Annotated in this window: 13 protein-coding genes and 4 tRNA genes; 15 read left to right on the plus strand and 2 right to left on the minus strand. The window is 61.3% G+C overall.

Annotated elements, in window-relative coordinates; all coding sequences use genetic code 11:
• Positions 1–30: 30 nt before the first annotated feature.
• Complete coding sequence (locus DV532_RS08945) at positions 31–1,779, minus strand: sigma-54-dependent Fis family transcriptional regulator (protein WP_056800157.1); 1,749 nt, start codon at positions 1,777–1,779, stop codon at positions 31–33.
• 222 nt (positions 1,780–2,001) lie between these two features.
• On the opposite strand from DV532_RS08945, the gene DV532_RS08950 reads away from it, so the two are divergent.
• From DV532_RS08950 to DV532_RS08975, 6 genes are read left to right on the plus strand one after another with little or no spacing between them, the layout of a single operon-like run.
• The gene (locus DV532_RS08950; protein WP_056800160.1) at positions 2,002–3,096 is read left to right on the plus strand and encodes an ABC transporter ATP-binding protein; all 1,095 of its coding nucleotides are present in this window, start codon (positions 2,002–2,004) and stop codon (positions 3,094–3,096) included.
• Positions 3,096–4,193, plus strand: coding sequence for an ABC transporter ATP-binding protein (locus DV532_RS08955; RefSeq protein WP_056800164.1), 1,098 nt, complete (start codon positions 3,096–3,098; stop codon positions 4,191–4,193). The genes DV532_RS08950 and DV532_RS08955 overlap by 1 nt, the downstream gene beginning before the upstream one ends.
• On the plus strand, positions 4,190–5,053 hold the full coding sequence (locus DV532_RS08960) for a carbohydrate ABC transporter permease (RefSeq protein ID WP_016714776.1): 864 nt from the start codon (positions 4,190–4,192) through the stop codon (positions 5,051–5,053). The genes DV532_RS08955 and DV532_RS08960 overlap by 4 nt, the downstream gene beginning before the upstream one ends.
• A 3-nt stretch (positions 5,054–5,056) precedes the next feature.
• Positions 5,057–5,857: a carbohydrate ABC transporter permease gene (locus DV532_RS08965; RefSeq protein ID WP_056800168.1), complete on the plus strand. Its 801-nt coding sequence runs from the start codon at positions 5,057–5,059 to the stop codon at positions 5,855–5,857.
• Between the two features lie 12 nt (positions 5,858–5,869).
• Positions 5,870–6,142 (plus strand): DUF2160 domain-containing protein, encoded by a 273-nt coding sequence (locus DV532_RS08970; RefSeq protein WP_056800171.1) that lies wholly within the window; start codon positions 5,870–5,872, stop codon positions 6,140–6,142.
• Between the two features lie 37 nt (positions 6,143–6,179).
• Positions 6,180–7,919, plus strand: coding sequence for an ABC transporter substrate-binding protein (locus tag DV532_RS08975; RefSeq protein WP_056800174.1), 1,740 nt, complete (start codon positions 6,180–6,182; stop codon positions 7,917–7,919).
• 103 nt (positions 7,920–8,022) lie between these two features.
• On the opposite strand, the gene folD is transcribed toward DV532_RS08975, so the two are convergent.
• Positions 8,023–8,877 carry a bifunctional methylenetetrahydrofolate dehydrogenase/methenyltetrahydrofolate cyclohydrolase FolD gene (folD, locus tag DV532_RS08980; RefSeq protein ID WP_056800176.1) on the minus strand — a complete coding sequence of 285 codons (855 nt, stop codon included), beginning with the start codon at positions 8,875–8,877 and terminating at the stop codon, positions 8,023–8,025.
• 272 nt (positions 8,878–9,149) lie between these two features.
• Between folD and DV532_RS08985 the strand changes: the two genes are divergently transcribed.
• From DV532_RS08985 to lon, 9 genes are all read left to right on the plus strand, one after another.
• A tRNA-Arg gene (locus DV532_RS08985) sits at positions 9,150–9,226 on the plus strand.
• Positions 9,227–9,267: 41 nt separating this feature from the next.
• Positions 9,268–9,343: transfer RNA gene (locus DV532_RS08990), tRNA-His, on the plus strand.
• 52 nt (positions 9,344–9,395) lie between these two features.
• Positions 9,396–9,480: transfer RNA gene (locus DV532_RS08995), tRNA-Leu, on the plus strand.
• Positions 9,481–9,516: 36 nt separating this feature from the next.
• Positions 9,517–9,592: transfer RNA gene (locus DV532_RS09000), tRNA-His, on the plus strand.
• A gap of 481 nt (positions 9,593–10,073) precedes the next feature.
• The gene (locus tag DV532_RS09005) at positions 10,074–10,373 is read left to right on the plus strand and encodes a DUF6388 family protein (protein WP_056800180.1); all 300 of its coding nucleotides are present in this window, start codon (positions 10,074–10,076) and stop codon (positions 10,371–10,373) included.
• Positions 10,374–10,619: 246 nt separating this feature from the next.
• Positions 10,620–11,933 carry a trigger factor gene (tig, locus tag DV532_RS09010; protein WP_056800183.1) on the plus strand — a complete coding sequence of 438 codons (1,314 nt, stop codon included), beginning with the start codon at positions 10,620–10,622 and terminating at the stop codon, positions 11,931–11,933.
• 90 nt (positions 11,934–12,023) lie between these two features.
• Positions 12,024–12,665, plus strand: coding sequence for an ATP-dependent Clp endopeptidase proteolytic subunit ClpP (clpP, locus tag DV532_RS09015; RefSeq protein ID WP_003250240.1), 642 nt, complete (start codon positions 12,024–12,026; stop codon positions 12,663–12,665).
• Between the two features lie 108 nt (positions 12,666–12,773).
• Positions 12,774–14,057, plus strand: a complete 1,284-nt coding sequence (gene clpX, locus DV532_RS09020; RefSeq protein ID WP_003250242.1) for an ATP-dependent Clp protease ATP-binding subunit ClpX — start codon at positions 12,774–12,776, stop codon at positions 14,055–14,057.
• Positions 14,058–14,220: 163 nt separating this feature from the next.
• Positions 14,221–16,617, plus strand: a complete 2,397-nt coding sequence (gene lon, locus DV532_RS09025) for an endopeptidase La (protein ID WP_056800185.1) — start codon at positions 14,221–14,223, stop codon at positions 16,615–16,617.
• Positions 16,618–16,657: the final 40 nt, after the last annotated feature.

Here is a 16,657-nt window from a genome sequence, read left to right on the forward strand (position 1 = left end):
AGGGTGTCGTCGTTCATCCAGCTAAGGCAATCATTGCTCACGCAACCGCTTGTACAACGTGGTGCGGCTGATCCCCAGCCCGCGGGCCACCGCCGAGAGGTTGCCGTTGGCTTGCGCCACCAGCGTCTGCAGGTCTGCCGCTTCGGTGGCGACCGGCGCAGGCACTTGCGCCTCGGCCAGAAAGCCCTCAGGCAAGTGCTCCAGGCCGACCGGCCCGTTGCCGGCCAAGGCCAACGCCACTTGCAGCACACTCACCAGCTCGCGCAAATTGCCCGGCCAAGGGTGCTGGTCGAGCAGGTCGATAATGGCCGCAGGCAGCCGCGCAGGCTGCCCAGGTTCGCGGTAACGGGCATGCACCTGCTCGATCAACTGCCGCCGGTCAGCGCGCTCGCGTAGCGGCGGCAACACCACCGCCAGCCCAGCGATGCGGTAATACAGGTCCTGGCGAAAGCGCCCAGCACGCACTTCTTCGGCCAGGTCGCGGTTGCTCGCCGATACCACGCGGATATCCACCGCCACCGGTTCGCCGCTGCCCAACGGCTGGACGCTGCGCGACTGCAGTACGCGCAGTAGGCGGGCCTGGGTGGGCAGGGGCATGTCGCCGATTTCGTCGAGAAACAGGATGCCGTGGTCGGCCTTGCGGATCAGCCCCGGGTTACCCTTGTGGTTGGCGCCGGTAAACGCGCCTTTGTCGTAGCCGAACAGTTCCGACTCCACCAACTCGGCCGGGATCGCCGCGCAGTTGACGGCCACCAGTGGCAGGCTGGCGCGGCTGCTGGCGCGGTGCAGGGTGTCGACGAACACTTCCTTGCCCACACCGGTTTCACCTTGCACCAACACTGGGATGTCCTTTTCCAGCAGCAGGCCGGCCTGCGCCAGAGCCTTCGTCAGGCGTGGCTCGCTGTTGCCTGCAGCGGGGCGCGGGTTGGCTGCGCGCGGCGGCTGCCACTGGCAATGAAGGCGGTTGCGCCCGGGGGCCTGCAACGCGAAGGGCTGTTGCCGGGGGTGACTGAGCAGTTGTTGTAGGGGTAACTGGAACAGTTGCTCGATGTTGTGCCGCAGCGGGTTGCCACCGAGCAGGCTGTCGGCCCGGTGATTGGCGGCCAGCACCTGCCCGTGCTCATCGAACACCAGCAAGCCGGCCCAGGGGCTGTCGAGGTTGTCGGAGGCGCTGTTGAACATCAGTTGGACGTGCCGGTCGGCATGTTCGGCAAGGATCAGGCGGTTTTCCAGGCTCTGGCACATCATGCGCACCAAGCCCAGCGTCTGGCTGGCCGGCAGGTAGCCGTCGCTGGCCACATCCAGCACCCCGACCAGTTGCCGTGCGGCATCGAACAGCGGCGCGGCGGCGCTGGACAGGTAGCGGTTCTGGCGCAGGAAGTGCTCATCCTGGGCAACGTGGATCGCCTCCGCGCAGACCAGCGTGGTGCCCAGGGCGTTGGTACCGACGCCGCGCTCATGCCAGTGGGCACCCGCGCTGAAGCCATGCTGCTGGCGCGGTTCGATGAAACGCCGCGAGCCCCAGGTGTCCAGTAGGCAGCCATTGGCATCGGCCAGCATCACCAGGTAGCTGGCATTGCCCAGCAGGTGCGCGTATTGCGGCAGGACCTCTTCGCGGGTCAGGCGCAGTAGGGCCTGGCGGCGCTCCAGCAGGGCACTCAGTTCGGCGCGGGTCAGGCAGTCGAAGTCCGGCACCTGCTGCGGCTGCAGGCCATGCTCGCGGCAGCGGGCCCAAGAGGCCTGGATCAGCTGGGCATGGGTCGAAGCGGAAGCGGCCATGGGCTGTCCTGTGTGGTTGTTGTTATGGGCCGACCGCTGTTCAGTGTTGTCCAGGGTTGTTCATTGTCAAACCGGCAACTGTTCAGTTGTTCAGTGATTGTGTTCACTTGCGAACCCGTGGTTTGCCGGCGCTGCCGCCCAGGCCTTGGGCCAGAGCGTCGGGGCATAAGTGGCACGAAACTGGCTGTGACCGGCAGACAACAATTACAAGAAGGCCACGCCATGTCCCTGGTGTTGGAGCAGGTCAGCCGCAGCGTCGACAACCAGGCTTGGATCGTTGATGCGTCACTGCGTTTCGAGCCCGGCTCGTTCAACGTGTTGCTCGGGCGTACCCTGGCCGGTAAGACCAGCCTGATGCGCCTGATGGCCGGGCTCGACCGCCCGGACCGGGGGCGCGTGCTGATGGATGGCCAGGACGTGACTGGCGTACCGGTGCGAAAGCGCAATGTGTCGATGGTGTATCAGCAGTTCATCAATTACCCCACCCTCAGCGTGTTCGAAAACATCGCCTCACCGTTGCGCCAGGCGCGCATGGCCGAGGTGCAGATCCGTCAGCGGGTACAGGAAACCGCCGAGATGCTGCGCATCGAAGCCTACCTGCAGCGCTCGCCGCTGGAGCTGTCCGGTGGCCAGCAGCAACGCACGGCCATGGCCCGGGCGCTGGTCAAGGATGCTTCGCTGATTCTGTTCGACGAGCCGCTGGTGAACCTTGACTACAAATTGCGCGAGGGTCTGCGCCAGGAGCTGCGCGCATTGTTTGCAGCGCGCCAGTGCATTGCCGTGTATGCCACCACCGAGCCTAACGAGGCGCTGGCGCTGGGCGGCACCACCACCCTCGTGCATCAGGGCCGAATCGTGCAGCACGGGCCTACCGCCGAGGTTTACCAACGGCCGCGCAGCGTGCTGGCCGCCGAGTTGTTTTCCGAGCCGCCGATCAACCTGGTGCCTGGCCGGATCAGCGGCAACGAGGTGAGCTTGGCCCAGGCCGTGCACTTTGCTCGCAATGCCGACTTGCAGTCACTGGCCGAGGGTGATTACCGCTTTGGCGTGCGCCCCAGCCACATCACCCTGGTACCGGCCCACGACGATGACCTGGAGCTGGCGGTGTTGGTGGAGCTGGCCGAGATAAGTGGTTCAGAGACTTTCCTGCATGTGCGCAATGACCACTGGCGCATGACCCTGCACCTGCCTGGGGTGCACGAATACCAGGTGGACACGCCGATCCGCGTGTTCATCCCCACGCACAAGCTGTTCGTGTTCGACCACGCTGGGGCGCTGGTGCAGGCCCCGGGGCTGCGCCAGGCAAGGAGGGGGTGATGGCCGAAATCCGCCTGCGCCAACTGGCGCACAGTTACAGCCGCCAGCCCAGCAGCGAGGCGGACTACGCCCTGCATGCGCTGGAGCATGTGTGGGAGCAGGGCGGGGCCTACGCCTTGCTCGGGCCGTCGGGTTGCGGCAAGTCGACGTTGCTCAACATTATTTCCGGGCTGTTGACGCCGTCCCACGGCGAGGTGCTGTTCGACGGCAAACCGGTCAACCAGCTGTCGCCACAGGCGCGCAACATCGCCCAGGTGTTCCAGTTTCCGGTGGTGTACGACACCATGACGGTGTTCGATAACCTGGCGTTTCCCTTGCGCAACCAAGGCCTGGACGAAGCCCGGGTGCGTGCTCGAGTGGAGGAAATTGCCGAGGTGCTCGACTTGGCAGCCGTGCTGCGCAAGAAGGCGCGCAACCTCAGTGCCGACGAAAAGCAGAAAGTCTCCATGGGGCGTGGCCTGGTGCGCGATGACGTCTCGGCGATCCTGTTCGACGAGCCGTTGACGGTCATCGACCCACACCTGAAATGGAAGCTGCGGCGCAAGCTCAAGCAGATCCACGAGCAGTTCAACATCACCATGATCTACGTCACCCACGACCAGCTGGAGGCCTCGACCTTCGCCGACAAGATCGCGGTGATGCACGGCGGGCGTATCGTCCAGTTCGGCACCCCGCGCGAATTGTTCGAGCGGCCGCGGCATACCTTCGTCGGCTACTTCATCGGCAGCCCAGGGATGAACCTGATCGAGGTGCGCGCCGCAGCGGACGGGGTGGTGTTCGGCGATGTTCACCTGCCGCTGCCCGATGGCCTGCGTGAGCGCTTGGCGAACACGCCGGGTGGGCGCCTGCAGGTGGGCATCCGCCCAGAATTCGTGCAGCTGTGGGACAGCCCGTTCGATGACGCCTACCCAGTACGGGTGCTGGATGTCGAGGACCTGGGCACCTACCGCATCGTCACCCTCGAACTGGGCGGTGTCGCGCTCAAGGCTCGCCTGGGCGAGGACCGCCCGCTGCCCGTGGCCCAGGCCTGGGTCAGCCTGCCGGCGCAGTGGCTGATGCTGTACGTCGACGATGTGCTGCTGGAGGCCGGGCCATGAACAAGGTGCCAAACAACAAGGCCTGGTGGCTGGTGCTGCCGGTGTTCCTGCTGGTGGCGTTCAGTGCCGTGGTGCCGATGATGACGGTGGTCAATTACTCGGTGCAGGACATCTTCGACCAGTCCAACCGCTACTTTGTCGGCGCCGATTGGTACCGCCAGGTGCTGCGCGACCCGGCGCTGCATGATGCGCTGCTACGCCAGTTCATCTATTCCGCCTGCGTGCTGCTGATCGAGATCCCGCTGGGCATCGGCATTGCCCTGACCATGCCGACCAAAGGGCGCATGGCCTCGGTGTGCCTGATTGTCATGGCCATCCCGTTGCTGATCCCGTGGAACGTGGTCGGCACCATCTGGCAAATTTTCGGCCGCGCCGACATCGGCCTGCTCGGCGCCACCCTGGCCAAGCTCGGGGTCAGCTACAACTATGCCGGTGACCCGTTCGACGCCTGGCTGACCGTGCTGGTGATGGACGTGTGGCACTGGACGTCGCTGGTGGCGTTGCTGTGCTATTCGGGGCTGCGCGCCATCCCCGACGTGTATTACCAGGCCGCGCGCATCGACCGCGCCTCGGGCTGGGCGGTGTTTCGCCATATCCAGTTGCCCAAGTTGAAGAACGTGCTGCTGATTGCGGTGATGCTGCGCTTCATGGACAGCTTCATGATCTACACCGAGCCCTTCGTGCTGACCGGTGGCGGGCCCGGTAACGCCACCACCTTCCTCAGCCAGACCCTCACACGCATGGCCGTGGGGCAGTTCGACCTGGGCCCGGCGGCGGCATTCTCGCTGGTGTACTTCCTGATCATCCTGCTGGTGTCGTGGCTGTTCTATACAGCCATGACCCATGCCGACAAGGACTAGGCCATGAGTACGCGCAAATCGCTGGCCCTGCTGGTGTATTTTTTCTTCCTGCTGGTGCCGATCTACTGGCTGCTGAACATGTCGTTCAAGAGCAACACCGAGATCCTCGGCGGCCTGACCCTATGGCCGCAGGCCTTCACCCTCGACAACTACCGGGTGATCTTCACCGATGCCAGCTGGTACAGCGGCTACATCAACTCGCTGTACTACGTGTGCCTGAACACGCTGATTTCGCTGTTGGTGGCGCTGCCGGCGGCGTATGCCTTCTCGCGTTATCGCTTTTTGGGTGACCGGCACCTGTTCTTCTGGTTGCTGACCAACCGCATGGCCCCGCCGGCGGTGTTCCTGCTGCCGTTCTTCCAGTTGTATTCGTCGATTGGCCTGTTCGATACCCACATCGCCGTGGCCCTGGCCCACTGCCTGTTCAACGTGCCGCTGGCGGTGTGGATTCTGGAAGGGTTCATGTCGGGCGTGCCCAAGGAAATCGACGAAACGGCCTACATCGACGGCTATAGCTTCCCGCGTTTCTTCGTGAAGATTTTCATTCCGCTGATTGGCTCCGGCATCGGCGTGACCGCGTTTTTCTGCTTCATGTTCTCCTGGGTAGAACTGCTACTGGCGCGCACCCTGACCTCGGTGAATGCCAAGCCGATCGCTGCGGTAATGACCCGTACCGTATCGGCCTCGGGCATCGACTGGGGCGTGCTGGCAGCGGCGGGGGTACTGACCATTCTGCCGGGCATGCTGGTGATCTGGTTTGTACGCAACCATGTGGCCAAGGGCTTTGCCCTGGGCCGGGTGTGAGGAGGGCCGGTAATGGAGTGGATGGCTTGGACCCTGCCGACGGCGCTGTTCTTCGCCGCCATCGGTGTGCTGCTGTCGTGCATGACCTTGTTGGAGTTGCGCCGCCCTTGTGTGGAGCGGCGTGGTTTTCTGCCGCTCGTCACCAGCCGTGGCGATCGTCTGTTCATCGGCCTGCTGGCCAGCGCCTACCTGCATTTGCTGGTGGTGGGCGTCAGCGAGTGGCCACTGTGGGTAGCCTCGCTGCTGTCGCTGGCGTGGCTGGTGGTGGTGCTGCGCTGGGGCTAAGCGAGCGCCCTGGGAATAACTGAAACGGGAGATCACAATGTTCGACAACAAGCACAACACGCGACATTTGACCCTGGCCGCGTTGCTGGTGTTGGCCGGCGTGCAGGGCTCGGCGTGGGCCGACCAGTACGAGGATGCGGCAAAAAAATGGCTCGGCAGCGAGTTCAAGCCATCGACCCTGACCCCGGAACAGCAACTGGCCGAACTCAAGTGGTTCATCAAGGCCGCCGAGCCGTTCCGTGGGATGAAGATCAACGTGGTGTCCGAAACCATCACCACCCATGAATACGAGTCCAAGGTGCTGGCCAAGGCCTTCAGTGAAATTACCGGCATCCAGCTGACCCACGACCTGCTGCAGGAAGGCGATGTGGTGGAAAAGCTGCAAACGCAGATGCAGTCGGACAAGAACATCTATGACGGCTGGGTCAACGACTCCGACTTGATCGGTACGCATTTTCGCTACGGCAAGGTGGAATCGATCACCGACCTGATGGCCAATGAGGGCAAGGACTACACATCACCCACCCTGGACCTGAAGGACTTCATCGGCATTTCTTTCACCACCGCGCCTGACGGCAAGGTCTACCAGTTGCCGGACCAGCAGTTCGCCAACTTGTACTGGTTCCGTGCCGACTGGTTTGAGCGACCCGAGCTGAAGGCCAAATTCAAAGAGAAATATGGCTACGAGCTGGGTGTACCAGTGAACTGGTCGGCCTACGAGGACATCGCCAAGTTTTTCACCGAAGACGTCAAGGAAATCGACGGCAAGCGCGTCTATGGCCACATGGACTATGGCAAGAAAGACCCGTCGCTGGGCTGGCGTTTCACCGATGCCTGGTTCTCCATGGCCGGAGGCGGCGACAAGGGCCTGCCCAATGGCTTGCCGGTGGATGAATGGGGCATTCGCGTGGAGGACTGCCACCCGGTGGGTTCCAGCGTGACCCGCGGCGGCGATACCAATGGCCCCGCCGCCGTCTATGCCACGCAAAAATACGTGGACTGGATGCGTGCCTACGCGCCCAAGGAAGCCCAGGGCATGACCTTCTCCGAAGCCGGCCCGGTGCCAGCCCAAGGCAACATCGCCCAGCAGATATTCTGGTACACGGCGTTTACCGCCGACATGACCAAGCCGGGGTTGCCAGTGGTCAATGCCGATGGCACGCCAAAGTGGCGCATGGCGCCCTCGCCGAAGGGGCCGTACTGGGAGGAGGGGATGAAGCTGGGGTACCAGGACACCGGTTCGTGGACCTTCTTCAAGTCCACCCCCGAGAAGCAACGGCTGGCGGCGTGGCTGTACGCTCAGTTCGTCACCTCCAAAACCGTGTCGCTGAAAAAGACCATCGTTGGCCTTACGCCGATCCGCGAGTCGGACATCAACTCCCAGGCCATGACCGAGCTGGCACCCAAGCTGGGCGGGCTGGTGGAGTTCTACCGCAGCCCGGCGCGGGTGCAGTGGACACCAACCGGTACCAACGTGCCGGACTACCCACGGTTGGCGCAGCTGTGGTGGAGCCACATTGCTGAAGTGGCCAGTGGCGAGAAGACCCCACAACAAGCGCTGGATGGCCTGGCTCGCGACCAGGACCGCATGATGGAGCGTTTGCAGCGGTCCAATGCCCAGGCGACCTGTGCACCCAAGCTGAACCCGGAGAAAGATGCCCAGTACTGGTTCGACCAGCCGGGTGCACCGAAGCCAAAACTGGCCAACGAAAAGCCCCAGGGCGAGACAGTCAGTTACGACCAGCTGCTGAAGTCGTGGGCGGCGGCGAGGAAGTGATCGGCTGAACGCCGCGGTAGTTTCTTTGCGGGCAAAGCCCAGGCATTAATCACGGGCAAAAAAACGGCACCTGCCTGAGGTGCCGTTTTCATTTCGCGCGGTATTACTTGTGCAGCTCTTGCGCCGCATACAGCGTGTTTTCCAGCAGGCACGCGCGGGTCATCGGCCCCACACCACCCGGCACCGGCGTGATCCAGCCAGCACGCGGCAGAGCAGTCTCGTAGACCACGTCGCCGACCAGCTTGCCATCGTCCTGGCGGTTGATGCCCACGTCGATGACGATAGCGCCTTGCTTGATCCACTCACCTTTGACCAGGCCCGGCTTGCCGGCAGCTACCACCACCAGGTCGGCACGGCCAACATGGCCGGCCAGGTCCTTGGTGAAGCGGTGGCAAACGGTCACGGTGCAGCCGGCCAGCAGCAGCTCCATGGCCATCGGGCGGCCAACGATGTTGGATGCGCCGACGATCACTGCGTCCATGCCGTACAGGTCCTGGCCCGTGCTTTCCAGCAGGGTCATGATGCCCTTCGGCGTGCACGGGCGCAGCAGCGGAATGCGCTGGGCCAGGCGACCGATGTTGTACGGGTGGAAGCCGTCCACGTCCTTGTCCGGGCGAATGCGCTCGAGCAGCAACGAGGCGTCCAGGTGTGCGGGCAGCGGCAGCTGCAGCAGGATGCCGTCAACCGCTTGGTCGTCATTGAGGCGGTCGATCAGCTCGGTCAGGGCCTGCTGCGTGGTTTCGGCGGGCAGGTCGAACGCCTGGGAAATGAAGCCGACCTCTTCGCAGTCCTTGCGCTTGTGCGAGACATAGACTTGGGAGGCGGGGTCTGTGCCGACCAGGATCACTGCCAGGCCCGGCGTACGCAGGCCTTGCTGGCGACGCTCCACGACACGTTGAGCGATCTGCTGGCGCAGGCTGGCGGCGATCGCCTTGCCATCGATTAGGTGTGCAGTCATAGACGCGTGATTAACCATCGAGAAGGAAACAATTAAAGAGGGCGCATTCTCGCACGACACGGGCCAAGGGCAAAGGCGGGTGGTCGGGCAAATCCTCTAAGCCCTTAAATAATTTAAATTTTTTTGAGAAAGGTGTTGACGACTTTTAGGCTCGCCTATAAGATTCGCCGCACTTGTCGGGCACAGCCTAGCACTGGTTGGCTAAGTCGGGCAGAATGAGTGGTTTAACAGTTACCTGTTAAATGCCTTGTTCGGTTAGGCTTCAAGCTTAAGCGCCCGTAGCTCAGCTGGATAGAGCATCCGCCTTCTAAGCGGATGGTCGCAGGTTCGAGTCCTGCCGGGTGCGCCATTAGGCAGCTTTGGCAAGCAAGTAGGTCGTAATGCAATATGGTGGGCGTAGCTCAGTTGGTAGAGCGCTGGATTGTGATTCCAGTTGTCGTGGGTTCGATTCCCATCGTCCACCCCATATTCTTCAAGGGCGCCTCGATAGCATCTGGCGCCTTTGTTTTAAGCGTTACGCGGACGTGGTGAAATTGGTAGACACACTGGATTTAGGTTCCAGCGGCGCAAGCTGTAAGAGTTCGAGTCTCTTCGTCCGCACCATGCTTCTGTAAGGTTGTACCGCAAGACCGCAATATGGTGGGCGTAGCTCAGTTGGTAGAGCGCCGGATTGTGATTCCGGTTGTCGTGGGTTCGATTCCCATCGTCCACCCCATATTTTTGAAGAGGCGCCTTGATCGTGAGATCGGGCGCCTTTTTTGTTTTGGGGTTGTGTGGCTGTGGTGGGTATGTCTTGGGTGCTTTGGTGTCGGTGAGATCGAGCGCCGCCCGCGCGGCGCTTCGCGGGACAAGCCCGCTCCCACATCTGTTTCGGGCCAATTACGCCTGCGCCAGGTGGGTTGCAGCCTTGGTGCATGGCTCTAGAGATCAGCTGCGCAACCTTCGATATTGAATGGAACAAACAAGGCGGACAGAGGAGACTTCACAGGAGTGATTAGCCCGAAACAGATGTAGGAGCGGGCTTGTCCCGCGAAGCGCCGCGCGGGCGGCGCTCGATCTCACTGGCGCCACAAGGCTCAAGCCAGGAGCTTTGCAATTCCCCCCCCCTTGCAATCCTCTAGTGACACCCCAATAAAAGCTGTTAGATTTCAGCCGGTTGAAACACCGGCCCAGATGGCCGGCAGAGGAACAACCCAATGATTGCAAAAGAAGCCCGTCAGGCCTTGGCGCTGCAGCGCTTTGCCGAAGCCAATCCGCAGTTGCTCGAGGAAATTCGCGAGCTGGATGCGCGCGAGCAGGCCCAGCAGATCGAGTGGGCGTTCGAGGATGCGGCCGAGGAGCAGGGTATCCAGCCTTGGGAGTTGGCCCTGCAACTGATTGCCGAAACCCCGGAGCAGCTGCAGGCCATGCGCCTGGAGACGCACCGCGAGGTAGCCGAGGCGCTGGGGATGGCGTGGGAAGAGTACTGCCAGTTCAACGAAATCGACCCTGAATAAAGGAGGCGAATTCGTTCTGGCAGTTGTTTGACAAGTTATTTCGGCTGCATTGCGCCATTGGCGTGGCGCGGCCCTTGCTGAAGCAGGCTCGGCGGTATGCCGTGCGTGCCTTGAAAGTTAATCGACCGGCGTGGTTTCCCGTCGTCCCGAGTGGGGTGACTTCTGCTGCGCGACTCACTAGAATGCTTGCCCTTGATTCTGGAGTCGGGCTAACGCCGGCTAACGTCTGTGCAACGAGGAATATCCATGCAAGTTTCTGTTGAAAATACTTCCGCTCTCGAGCGCCGCATGACCATCGCCGTTCCGGCCGAGCGCGTCGAGAACGAAGTCAACAAGCGTCTGCAACAGACTGCCAAGCGCGCCAAAGTTGCGGGCTTCCGCCCAGGCAAAGTGCCGATGAGCGTGATCCGTCAGCGTTTCGAAGCCGATGCCCGTCAAGAGGCCTTCGGTGACCTGGTCCAGGCGTCCTTCTACGAAGCTATCGTCGAGCAAAAGCTGAACCCGGCTGGCGCCCCTGCGGTAGAGCCGAAGTCCTTCGAAAAAGGCAAGGACCTGGAATTCGTTGCTATCTTCGAAGTGTTCCCAGAGTTCACCGTTGGCGGCCTCGAGTCGATCAATGTCGAGCGCCTGAGCGCCGAAGTGGCTGACGCCGACCTGGACAACATGCTGGAAGTGCTGCGCAAGCAGAACACCCGCTTCGAGGCCGTTGAGCGCGCCGCGCAAAATGACGACCAGGTCAACATCGATTTCGTCGGCAAGGTCGACGGTGAAGTGTTCGCTGGCGGTTCGGCCAAGGGCACCCAGCTGGTACTGGGCTCCGGCCGCATGATCCCAGGCTTCGAAGACGGCCTGGTTGGCGCCAAGGCTGGTGAAGAGCGCGTTGTCAACGTGACCTTCCCAGAGGACTACCAGAACCTGGACCTGGCTGGCAAAGCCGCTGAGTTCACCATCACCGTCAACAGCGTTGCCGCGCCTGCGCTGCCAGAGCTGAACGAAGAGTTCTTCGCCCAGTTCGGCATCAAGGAAACGACCCTGGAAGGCTTCCGCACCGAAGTTCGCAAGAACATGGAGCGTGAACTGCGCCAGGCCATTAAGGCAAAGGTGAAGAACCAGGTCATGGACGGCTTGCTGGCTGCCAACCCGATCGAAGTACCGAAAGCCCTGCTGGAAAACGAAGTCAATCGTCTGCGCGTGCAAGCTGTTCAGCAGTTCGGTGGCAACATCAAGCCAGAGCAACTGCCGGCCGAGCTGTTCGAAGAGCAAGCCAAGCGCCGTGTGGTGCTGGGCCTGATCGTCGCCGAAGTGGTCAAGCAGTTCGAGCTGAAGCCGGACGAAGGCAAGGTTCGTGAAATGATCGAAGAAATGGCTTCGGCTTACCAAGAGCCTGAGCAGGTCATCTCCTGGTACTACAAGAACGACCAGCAACTGAACGAAGTGCGTTCGGTTGTGCTGGAAGAGCAAGTTGTAGATACTGTTCTGCAGAAAGCGACTGTGACTGACAAGTCGGTCTCGTACGAAGATGCCGTTAAGCCAGCACAGGCCCCTGCCGACGCTGAGTAACAGGCTTCTCGCGTAGGAAACCCCACAAGCCAGCCTTAGAGCTGGCTTGTGCGTATTCAAGCCATGACTATTTGGGAGTGAGCGCAGGACATGTCCCGCAATTCTTATATTCAGCAGAGCTCTGACATCCAGGCCGCAGGCGGCCTGGTCCCGATGGTTATCGAGCAGTCCGCCCGTGGCGAACGCGCTTACGACATCTACTCGCGCCTGTTGAAGGAGCGTGTGATCTTCCTGGTTGGCCCGGTAGAGGACTACATGGCCAACCTCGTCGTTGCGCAACTGCTGTTCCTTGAAGCGGAAAACCCGGACAAGGATATCCATCTGTACATCAACTCGCCGGGCGGTTCCGTCACCGCTGGCATGTCGATCTACGACACCATGCAGTTCATCAAGCCGGACGTCTCGACCATCTGCATCGGCCAGGCCTGCAGCATGGGCGCCTTCCTGCTGGCCGCAGGTGCCAAGGGCAAGCGTCACTGCCTGCCGAACTCGCGCGTGATGATCCACCAGCCGCTGGGCGGCTTCCAGGGTCAGGCTACCGATATCGAGATCCATGCCCAGGAAATCCTCAATATCAAGGCACGTCTGAATGAGCTGTTGGCCTACCATACCGGCCAGGAACTCGAGACCATCAAGCGCGACACCGAGCGTGACAACTTCATGAGCGCCTCGCGCGCAGCCGAGTACGGCCTGATCGACTCGGTCTACGACAAGCGGCAACTGGCCTCCTGAACCGGGGGGCCACAGCAGGTAGGCGCGGAATGCGCCTACCTGCGGACTTGAAAAAGCCCGCAATTGCCTTCATCTTGTGTTGCAAGCCTACCGGATTGGATCGATCGAATGACTGACACCCGTAACGGCGAGGACAGCGGCAAATTGCTCTATTGCTCCTTCTGCGGCAAAAGCCAGCACGAAGTGCGCAAATTGATTGCCGGGCCCTCGGTATTTATCTGCGACGAGTGCGTCGACCTGTGCAATGACATCATCCGTGAGGAGGTGCAGGAAGCCCAGGCCGAGAGCAGCGCGCACAAATTGCCTTCGCCGAAAGAAATCAGCGGCATCCTGGACCAGTACGTCATTGGTCAGGAGCGCGCGAAAAAGGTGCTGGCCGTAGCGGTGTACAACCACTACAAGCGCCTGAACCAGCGTGACAAGAAAGGTGACGAAGTCGAACTCGGCAAAAGCAACATTCTGCTCATCGGGCCGACCGGCTCGGGCAAGACCCTGCTCGCCGAGACCCTTGCACGCCTGTTGAATGTACCGTTTACCATTGCTGACGCCACCACCCTGACCGAAGCCGGTTACGTGGGTGAGGACGTCGAGAACATCATTCAGAAGTTGTTGCAAAAGTGCGACTACGACGTGGAAAAGGCCCAGATGGGCATTGTCTACATCGACGAAATCGACAAGATTTCGCGCAAGTCGGACAACCCGTCCATCACCCGTGACGTTTCGGGCGAGGGCGTGCAGCAGGCACTGCTGAAGTTGATCGAAGGCACTGTGGCCTCGGTACCCCCTCAAGGGGGCCGTAAGCACCCGCAACAGGAGTTCCTGCAGGTTGATACCCGCAACATCCTGTTCATTTGCGGTGGTGCGTTCTCCGGCCTGGAAAAGGTCATCCAGAACCGCTCCACCAAGGGTGGTATCGGTTTTGGCGCCGAAGTACGCAGCAAGGAGGAGGGCAAGAAGGTTGGCGAGTCCCTGCGTGAGGTCGAGCCGGACGATCTGGTCAAGTTTGGCCTGATCCCGGAATTCGTCGGCCGTCTGCCGGTACTGGCAACCCTCGACGAGCTGGATGAGGCTGCGCTGATGCAGATTCTCACCGAGCCGAAGAATGCCCTGACCAAGCAGTATGCCAAGCTGTTCGAGATGGAAAGCGTCGACCTCGAGTTCCGCAGCGATGCGCTCAAGGCCGTAGCGCGTAAAGCCCTGGAGCGCAAGACTGGCGCCCGTGGCCTGCGTTCGATCCTCGAAGGCGTGCTGCTCGACACCATGTACGAGATTCCTTCGAAGAAGGATGTCAGCAAAGTGGTGATCGACGAGAGCGTCATCGAAGGCACTTCGCAGCCGCTGATGATCTACGAGAACAGCGAGCCGCAAGCCAAGGCCGCGCCAGACGCCTGATACAGGCAAAGGCCGGTTCACGGTTGCAAGCAAGAAGGGGCCTACGGGCCCCTTTCTGCTTTTCCTGCGCTAGCGCTTGTAATTTCCCAAGCGTGCCCCCACATTAGGTCCAAGCATCATTTCCACCGGTTTCCGGCCATAAGGCCGCTGTAGAGGCGAAATCATGAAGACCACCCTCGACTTGCCTCTTTTGCCATTGCGCGACGTCGTTGTTTACCCGCACATGGTCATCCCGCTGTTCGTGGGGCGCGAAAAGTCCATCGAAGCCCTCGAGGCGGCGATGACGGGCGAAAAGCAGATCCTTCTGCTGGCCCAGAAAAACCCAGCCGACGACGACCCGGGTGAAGACGCCCTGTACCGCGTTGGTACCGTTGCTACCGTACTGCAACTGCTGAAACTGCCCGATGGCACCGTCAAGGTGCTGGTTGAGGGCGAACAGCGCGGTGCCGTCGAGCGGTTCAGCGAAGTAGAAGGGCACATCCGTGCCGAAGTTTCCCTGATCGACGAAGTCGACGCCGCCGAGCGTGAGTCGGAAGTATTCGTGCGCACGCTGCTGTCGCAATTTGAGCAGTACGTGCAGCTGGGCAAGAAAGTCCCAGCCGAAGTGCTGTCTTCGCTGAACAGCATCGAAGAGCCTGGGCGCCTGGTTGATACCATGGCTGCACACATGGCCCTGAAGATCGAGCAGAAGCAGGAAATTCTCGAAATCGTCGACCTGCCGACCCGTGTCGAGCACGTGCTGGCGCTGCTGGATGCCGAAATCGACCTGCTGCAGGTCGAAAAGCGTATTCGCGGTCGGGTCAAGAAGCAGATGGAGCGCAGCCAGCGCGAGTACTACCTGAATGAGCAGATGAAGGCCATTCAGAAAGAACTCGGCGATGGCGACGAAGGCCACAACGAAGTCGAAGAGCTGAAAAAGCGCATCGAAGCCGCTGGCTTGCCCAAGGATGCCCTGGCCAAGGCCCAGGCTGAGCTGAACAAGCTCAAGCAGATGTCGCCGATGTCGGCTGAGGCCACCGTGGTGCGGTCGTATCTCGATTGGCTTGTGCAGGTGCCGTGGAAAGCCCAGAGCAAGGTGCGCCTGGACCTGGCCAAGGCCGAGGAAATCCTCGATGCCGACCACTATGGCCTGGAAGAGGTGAAGGAACGCATCCTCGAGTACCTTGCCGTGCAAAAGCGCGTCAAGAAAATCCGCGGCCCGGTGTTGTGTCTGGTAGGCCCACCCGGCGTCGGTAAGACCTCGCTGGCCGAGTCGATCGCAGCTGCCACCAACCGCAAGTTCGTGCGCATGGCCCTGGGTGGTGTGCGTGACGAGGCCGAAATTCGTGGCCACCGCCGTACCTACATCGGTTCCATGCCCGGTCGCCTGATCCAGAAGATGACCAAGGTTGGGGTGCGCAACCCGCTGTTCCTGCTGGACGAAATCGACAAGATGGGCAGTGACATGCGTGGCGATCCGGCCTCGGCATTGCTCGAAGTGCTCGACCCGGAGCAGAACCACAACTTCAACGACCACTACCTGGAGGTCGACTACGACCTTTCGGATGTGATGTTCCTGTGCACCTCGAACTCGATGAACATCCCGCCGGCGCTGCTCGACCGAATGGAAGTCATCCGCCTGCCGGGCTACACCGAAGACGAGAAGATCAACATCGCGATCAAGTACCTGGTGCCTAAGCAGGTCAAGGCCAACGGGCTGAAGAAGGAAGAGTTGGAGGTCGACGTTTCGGCGATCCGCGACATCATCCGTTACTACACCCGCGAAGCCGGCGTGCGTGGCCTGGAGCGGCAAATCGCCAAGGTCTGCCGCAAAGTGGTCAAGGAACATACCGGGCAGAAGCAGGTCAAGGTCAAGGTGGCTAGCGAGCAGCTGGAGCACCTGCTGGGGGTGCGCAAGTTCCGCTACGGCCTGGCCGAGCAGCAAGACCAGATCGGCCAAGTTACCGGCCTGGCCTGGACCCAGGTGGGCGGCGAGCTGCTGACTATCGAGGCCGTGGTCATCCCCGGCAAGGGCCAACTGATCAAGACCGGTTCGCTGGGCGATGTCATGGTCGAGTCGATCACCGCCGCGCAAACCGTGGTACGCAGCCGGGCCCGCAGCCTGGGCATCGCCGCTGACTTCCACGAGAAGCGCGACGTGCATATCCACATGCCGGAAGGCGCCACGCCGAAAGACGGCCCTAGCGCCGGTGTCGGCATGTGCACCGCGCTGGTGTCGGCGTTGACGCAGATTCCGGTGCGGGCCGATGTGGCCATGACCGGCGAAATCACCCTGCGGGGCCAAGTATTGGCCATTGGTGGGCTGAAGGAAAAACTGCTGGCGGCACACCGTGGCGGGATCAAGACGGTGATCATTCCCGAGGAGAATGTTCGCGATCTGAAGGAGATTCCAGAGAACATCAAACAGGATCTGCAGATCAAACCGGTCAAATGGATTGACGAAGTCCTGCAAATTGCGCTGCAATACGCGCCGGAGCCCTTGCCAGATGTGGCTCCGGAGATTGTCGCGAAAGATGAGAAGCGCGACGGCGATGCTAAGGAAAGAATCAGCACGCATTAGTAGTTTTTGGCTGGGGGGCTTTCCTTGACAGTATTTTCGG

Origin of the sequence: Pseudomonas sp. Leaf58, assembly GCF_003627215.1 — a bacterium.
GTDB lineage: Bacteria > Pseudomonadota > Gammaproteobacteria > Pseudomonadales > Pseudomonadaceae > Aquipseudomonas.

Bases quoted from the DNA above. Each gene is read 5' to 3' on its own strand.
- DV532_RS08945 (WP_056800157.1), bottom strand. From the start codon at position 1,779: ATGGCCGCTTCCGCTTCGACCCATGCCCAGCTGATCCAGGCCTCTTGG.
- DV532_RS08950 (WP_056800160.1), top strand. From the start codon at position 2,002: ATGTCCCTGGTGTTGGAGCAGGTCAGCCGCAGCGTCGACAACCAGGCT.
- DV532_RS08955 (WP_056800164.1), top strand. From the start codon at position 3,096: ATGGCCGAAATCCGCCTGCGCCAACTGGCGCACAGTTACAGCCGCCAG.
- DV532_RS08960 (WP_016714776.1), top strand. From the start codon at position 4,190: ATGAACAAGGTGCCAAACAACAAGGCCTGGTGGCTGGTGCTGCCGGTG.
- DV532_RS08965 (WP_056800168.1), top strand. From the start codon at position 5,057: ATGAGTACGCGCAAATCGCTGGCCCTGCTGGTGTATTTTTTCTTCCTG.
- DV532_RS08970 (WP_056800171.1), top strand. From the start codon at position 5,870: ATGGAGTGGATGGCTTGGACCCTGCCGACGGCGCTGTTCTTCGCCGCC.
- DV532_RS08975 (WP_056800174.1), top strand. From the start codon at position 6,180: ATGTTCGACAACAAGCACAACACGCGACATTTGACCCTGGCCGCGTTG.
- folD (WP_056800176.1), bottom strand. From the start codon at position 8,877: ATGACTGCACACCTAATCGATGGCAAGGCGATCGCCGCCAGCCTGCGC.
- DV532_RS09005 (WP_056800180.1), top strand. From the start codon at position 10,074: ATGATTGCAAAAGAAGCCCGTCAGGCCTTGGCGCTGCAGCGCTTTGCC.
- tig (WP_056800183.1), top strand. From the start codon at position 10,620: ATGCAAGTTTCTGTTGAAAATACTTCCGCTCTCGAGCGCCGCATGACC.
- clpP (WP_003250240.1), top strand. From the start codon at position 12,024: ATGTCCCGCAATTCTTATATTCAGCAGAGCTCTGACATCCAGGCCGCA.
- clpX (WP_003250242.1), top strand. From the start codon at position 12,774: ATGACTGACACCCGTAACGGCGAGGACAGCGGCAAATTGCTCTATTGC.
- lon (WP_056800185.1), top strand. From the start codon at position 14,221: ATGAAGACCACCCTCGACTTGCCTCTTTTGCCATTGCGCGACGTCGTT.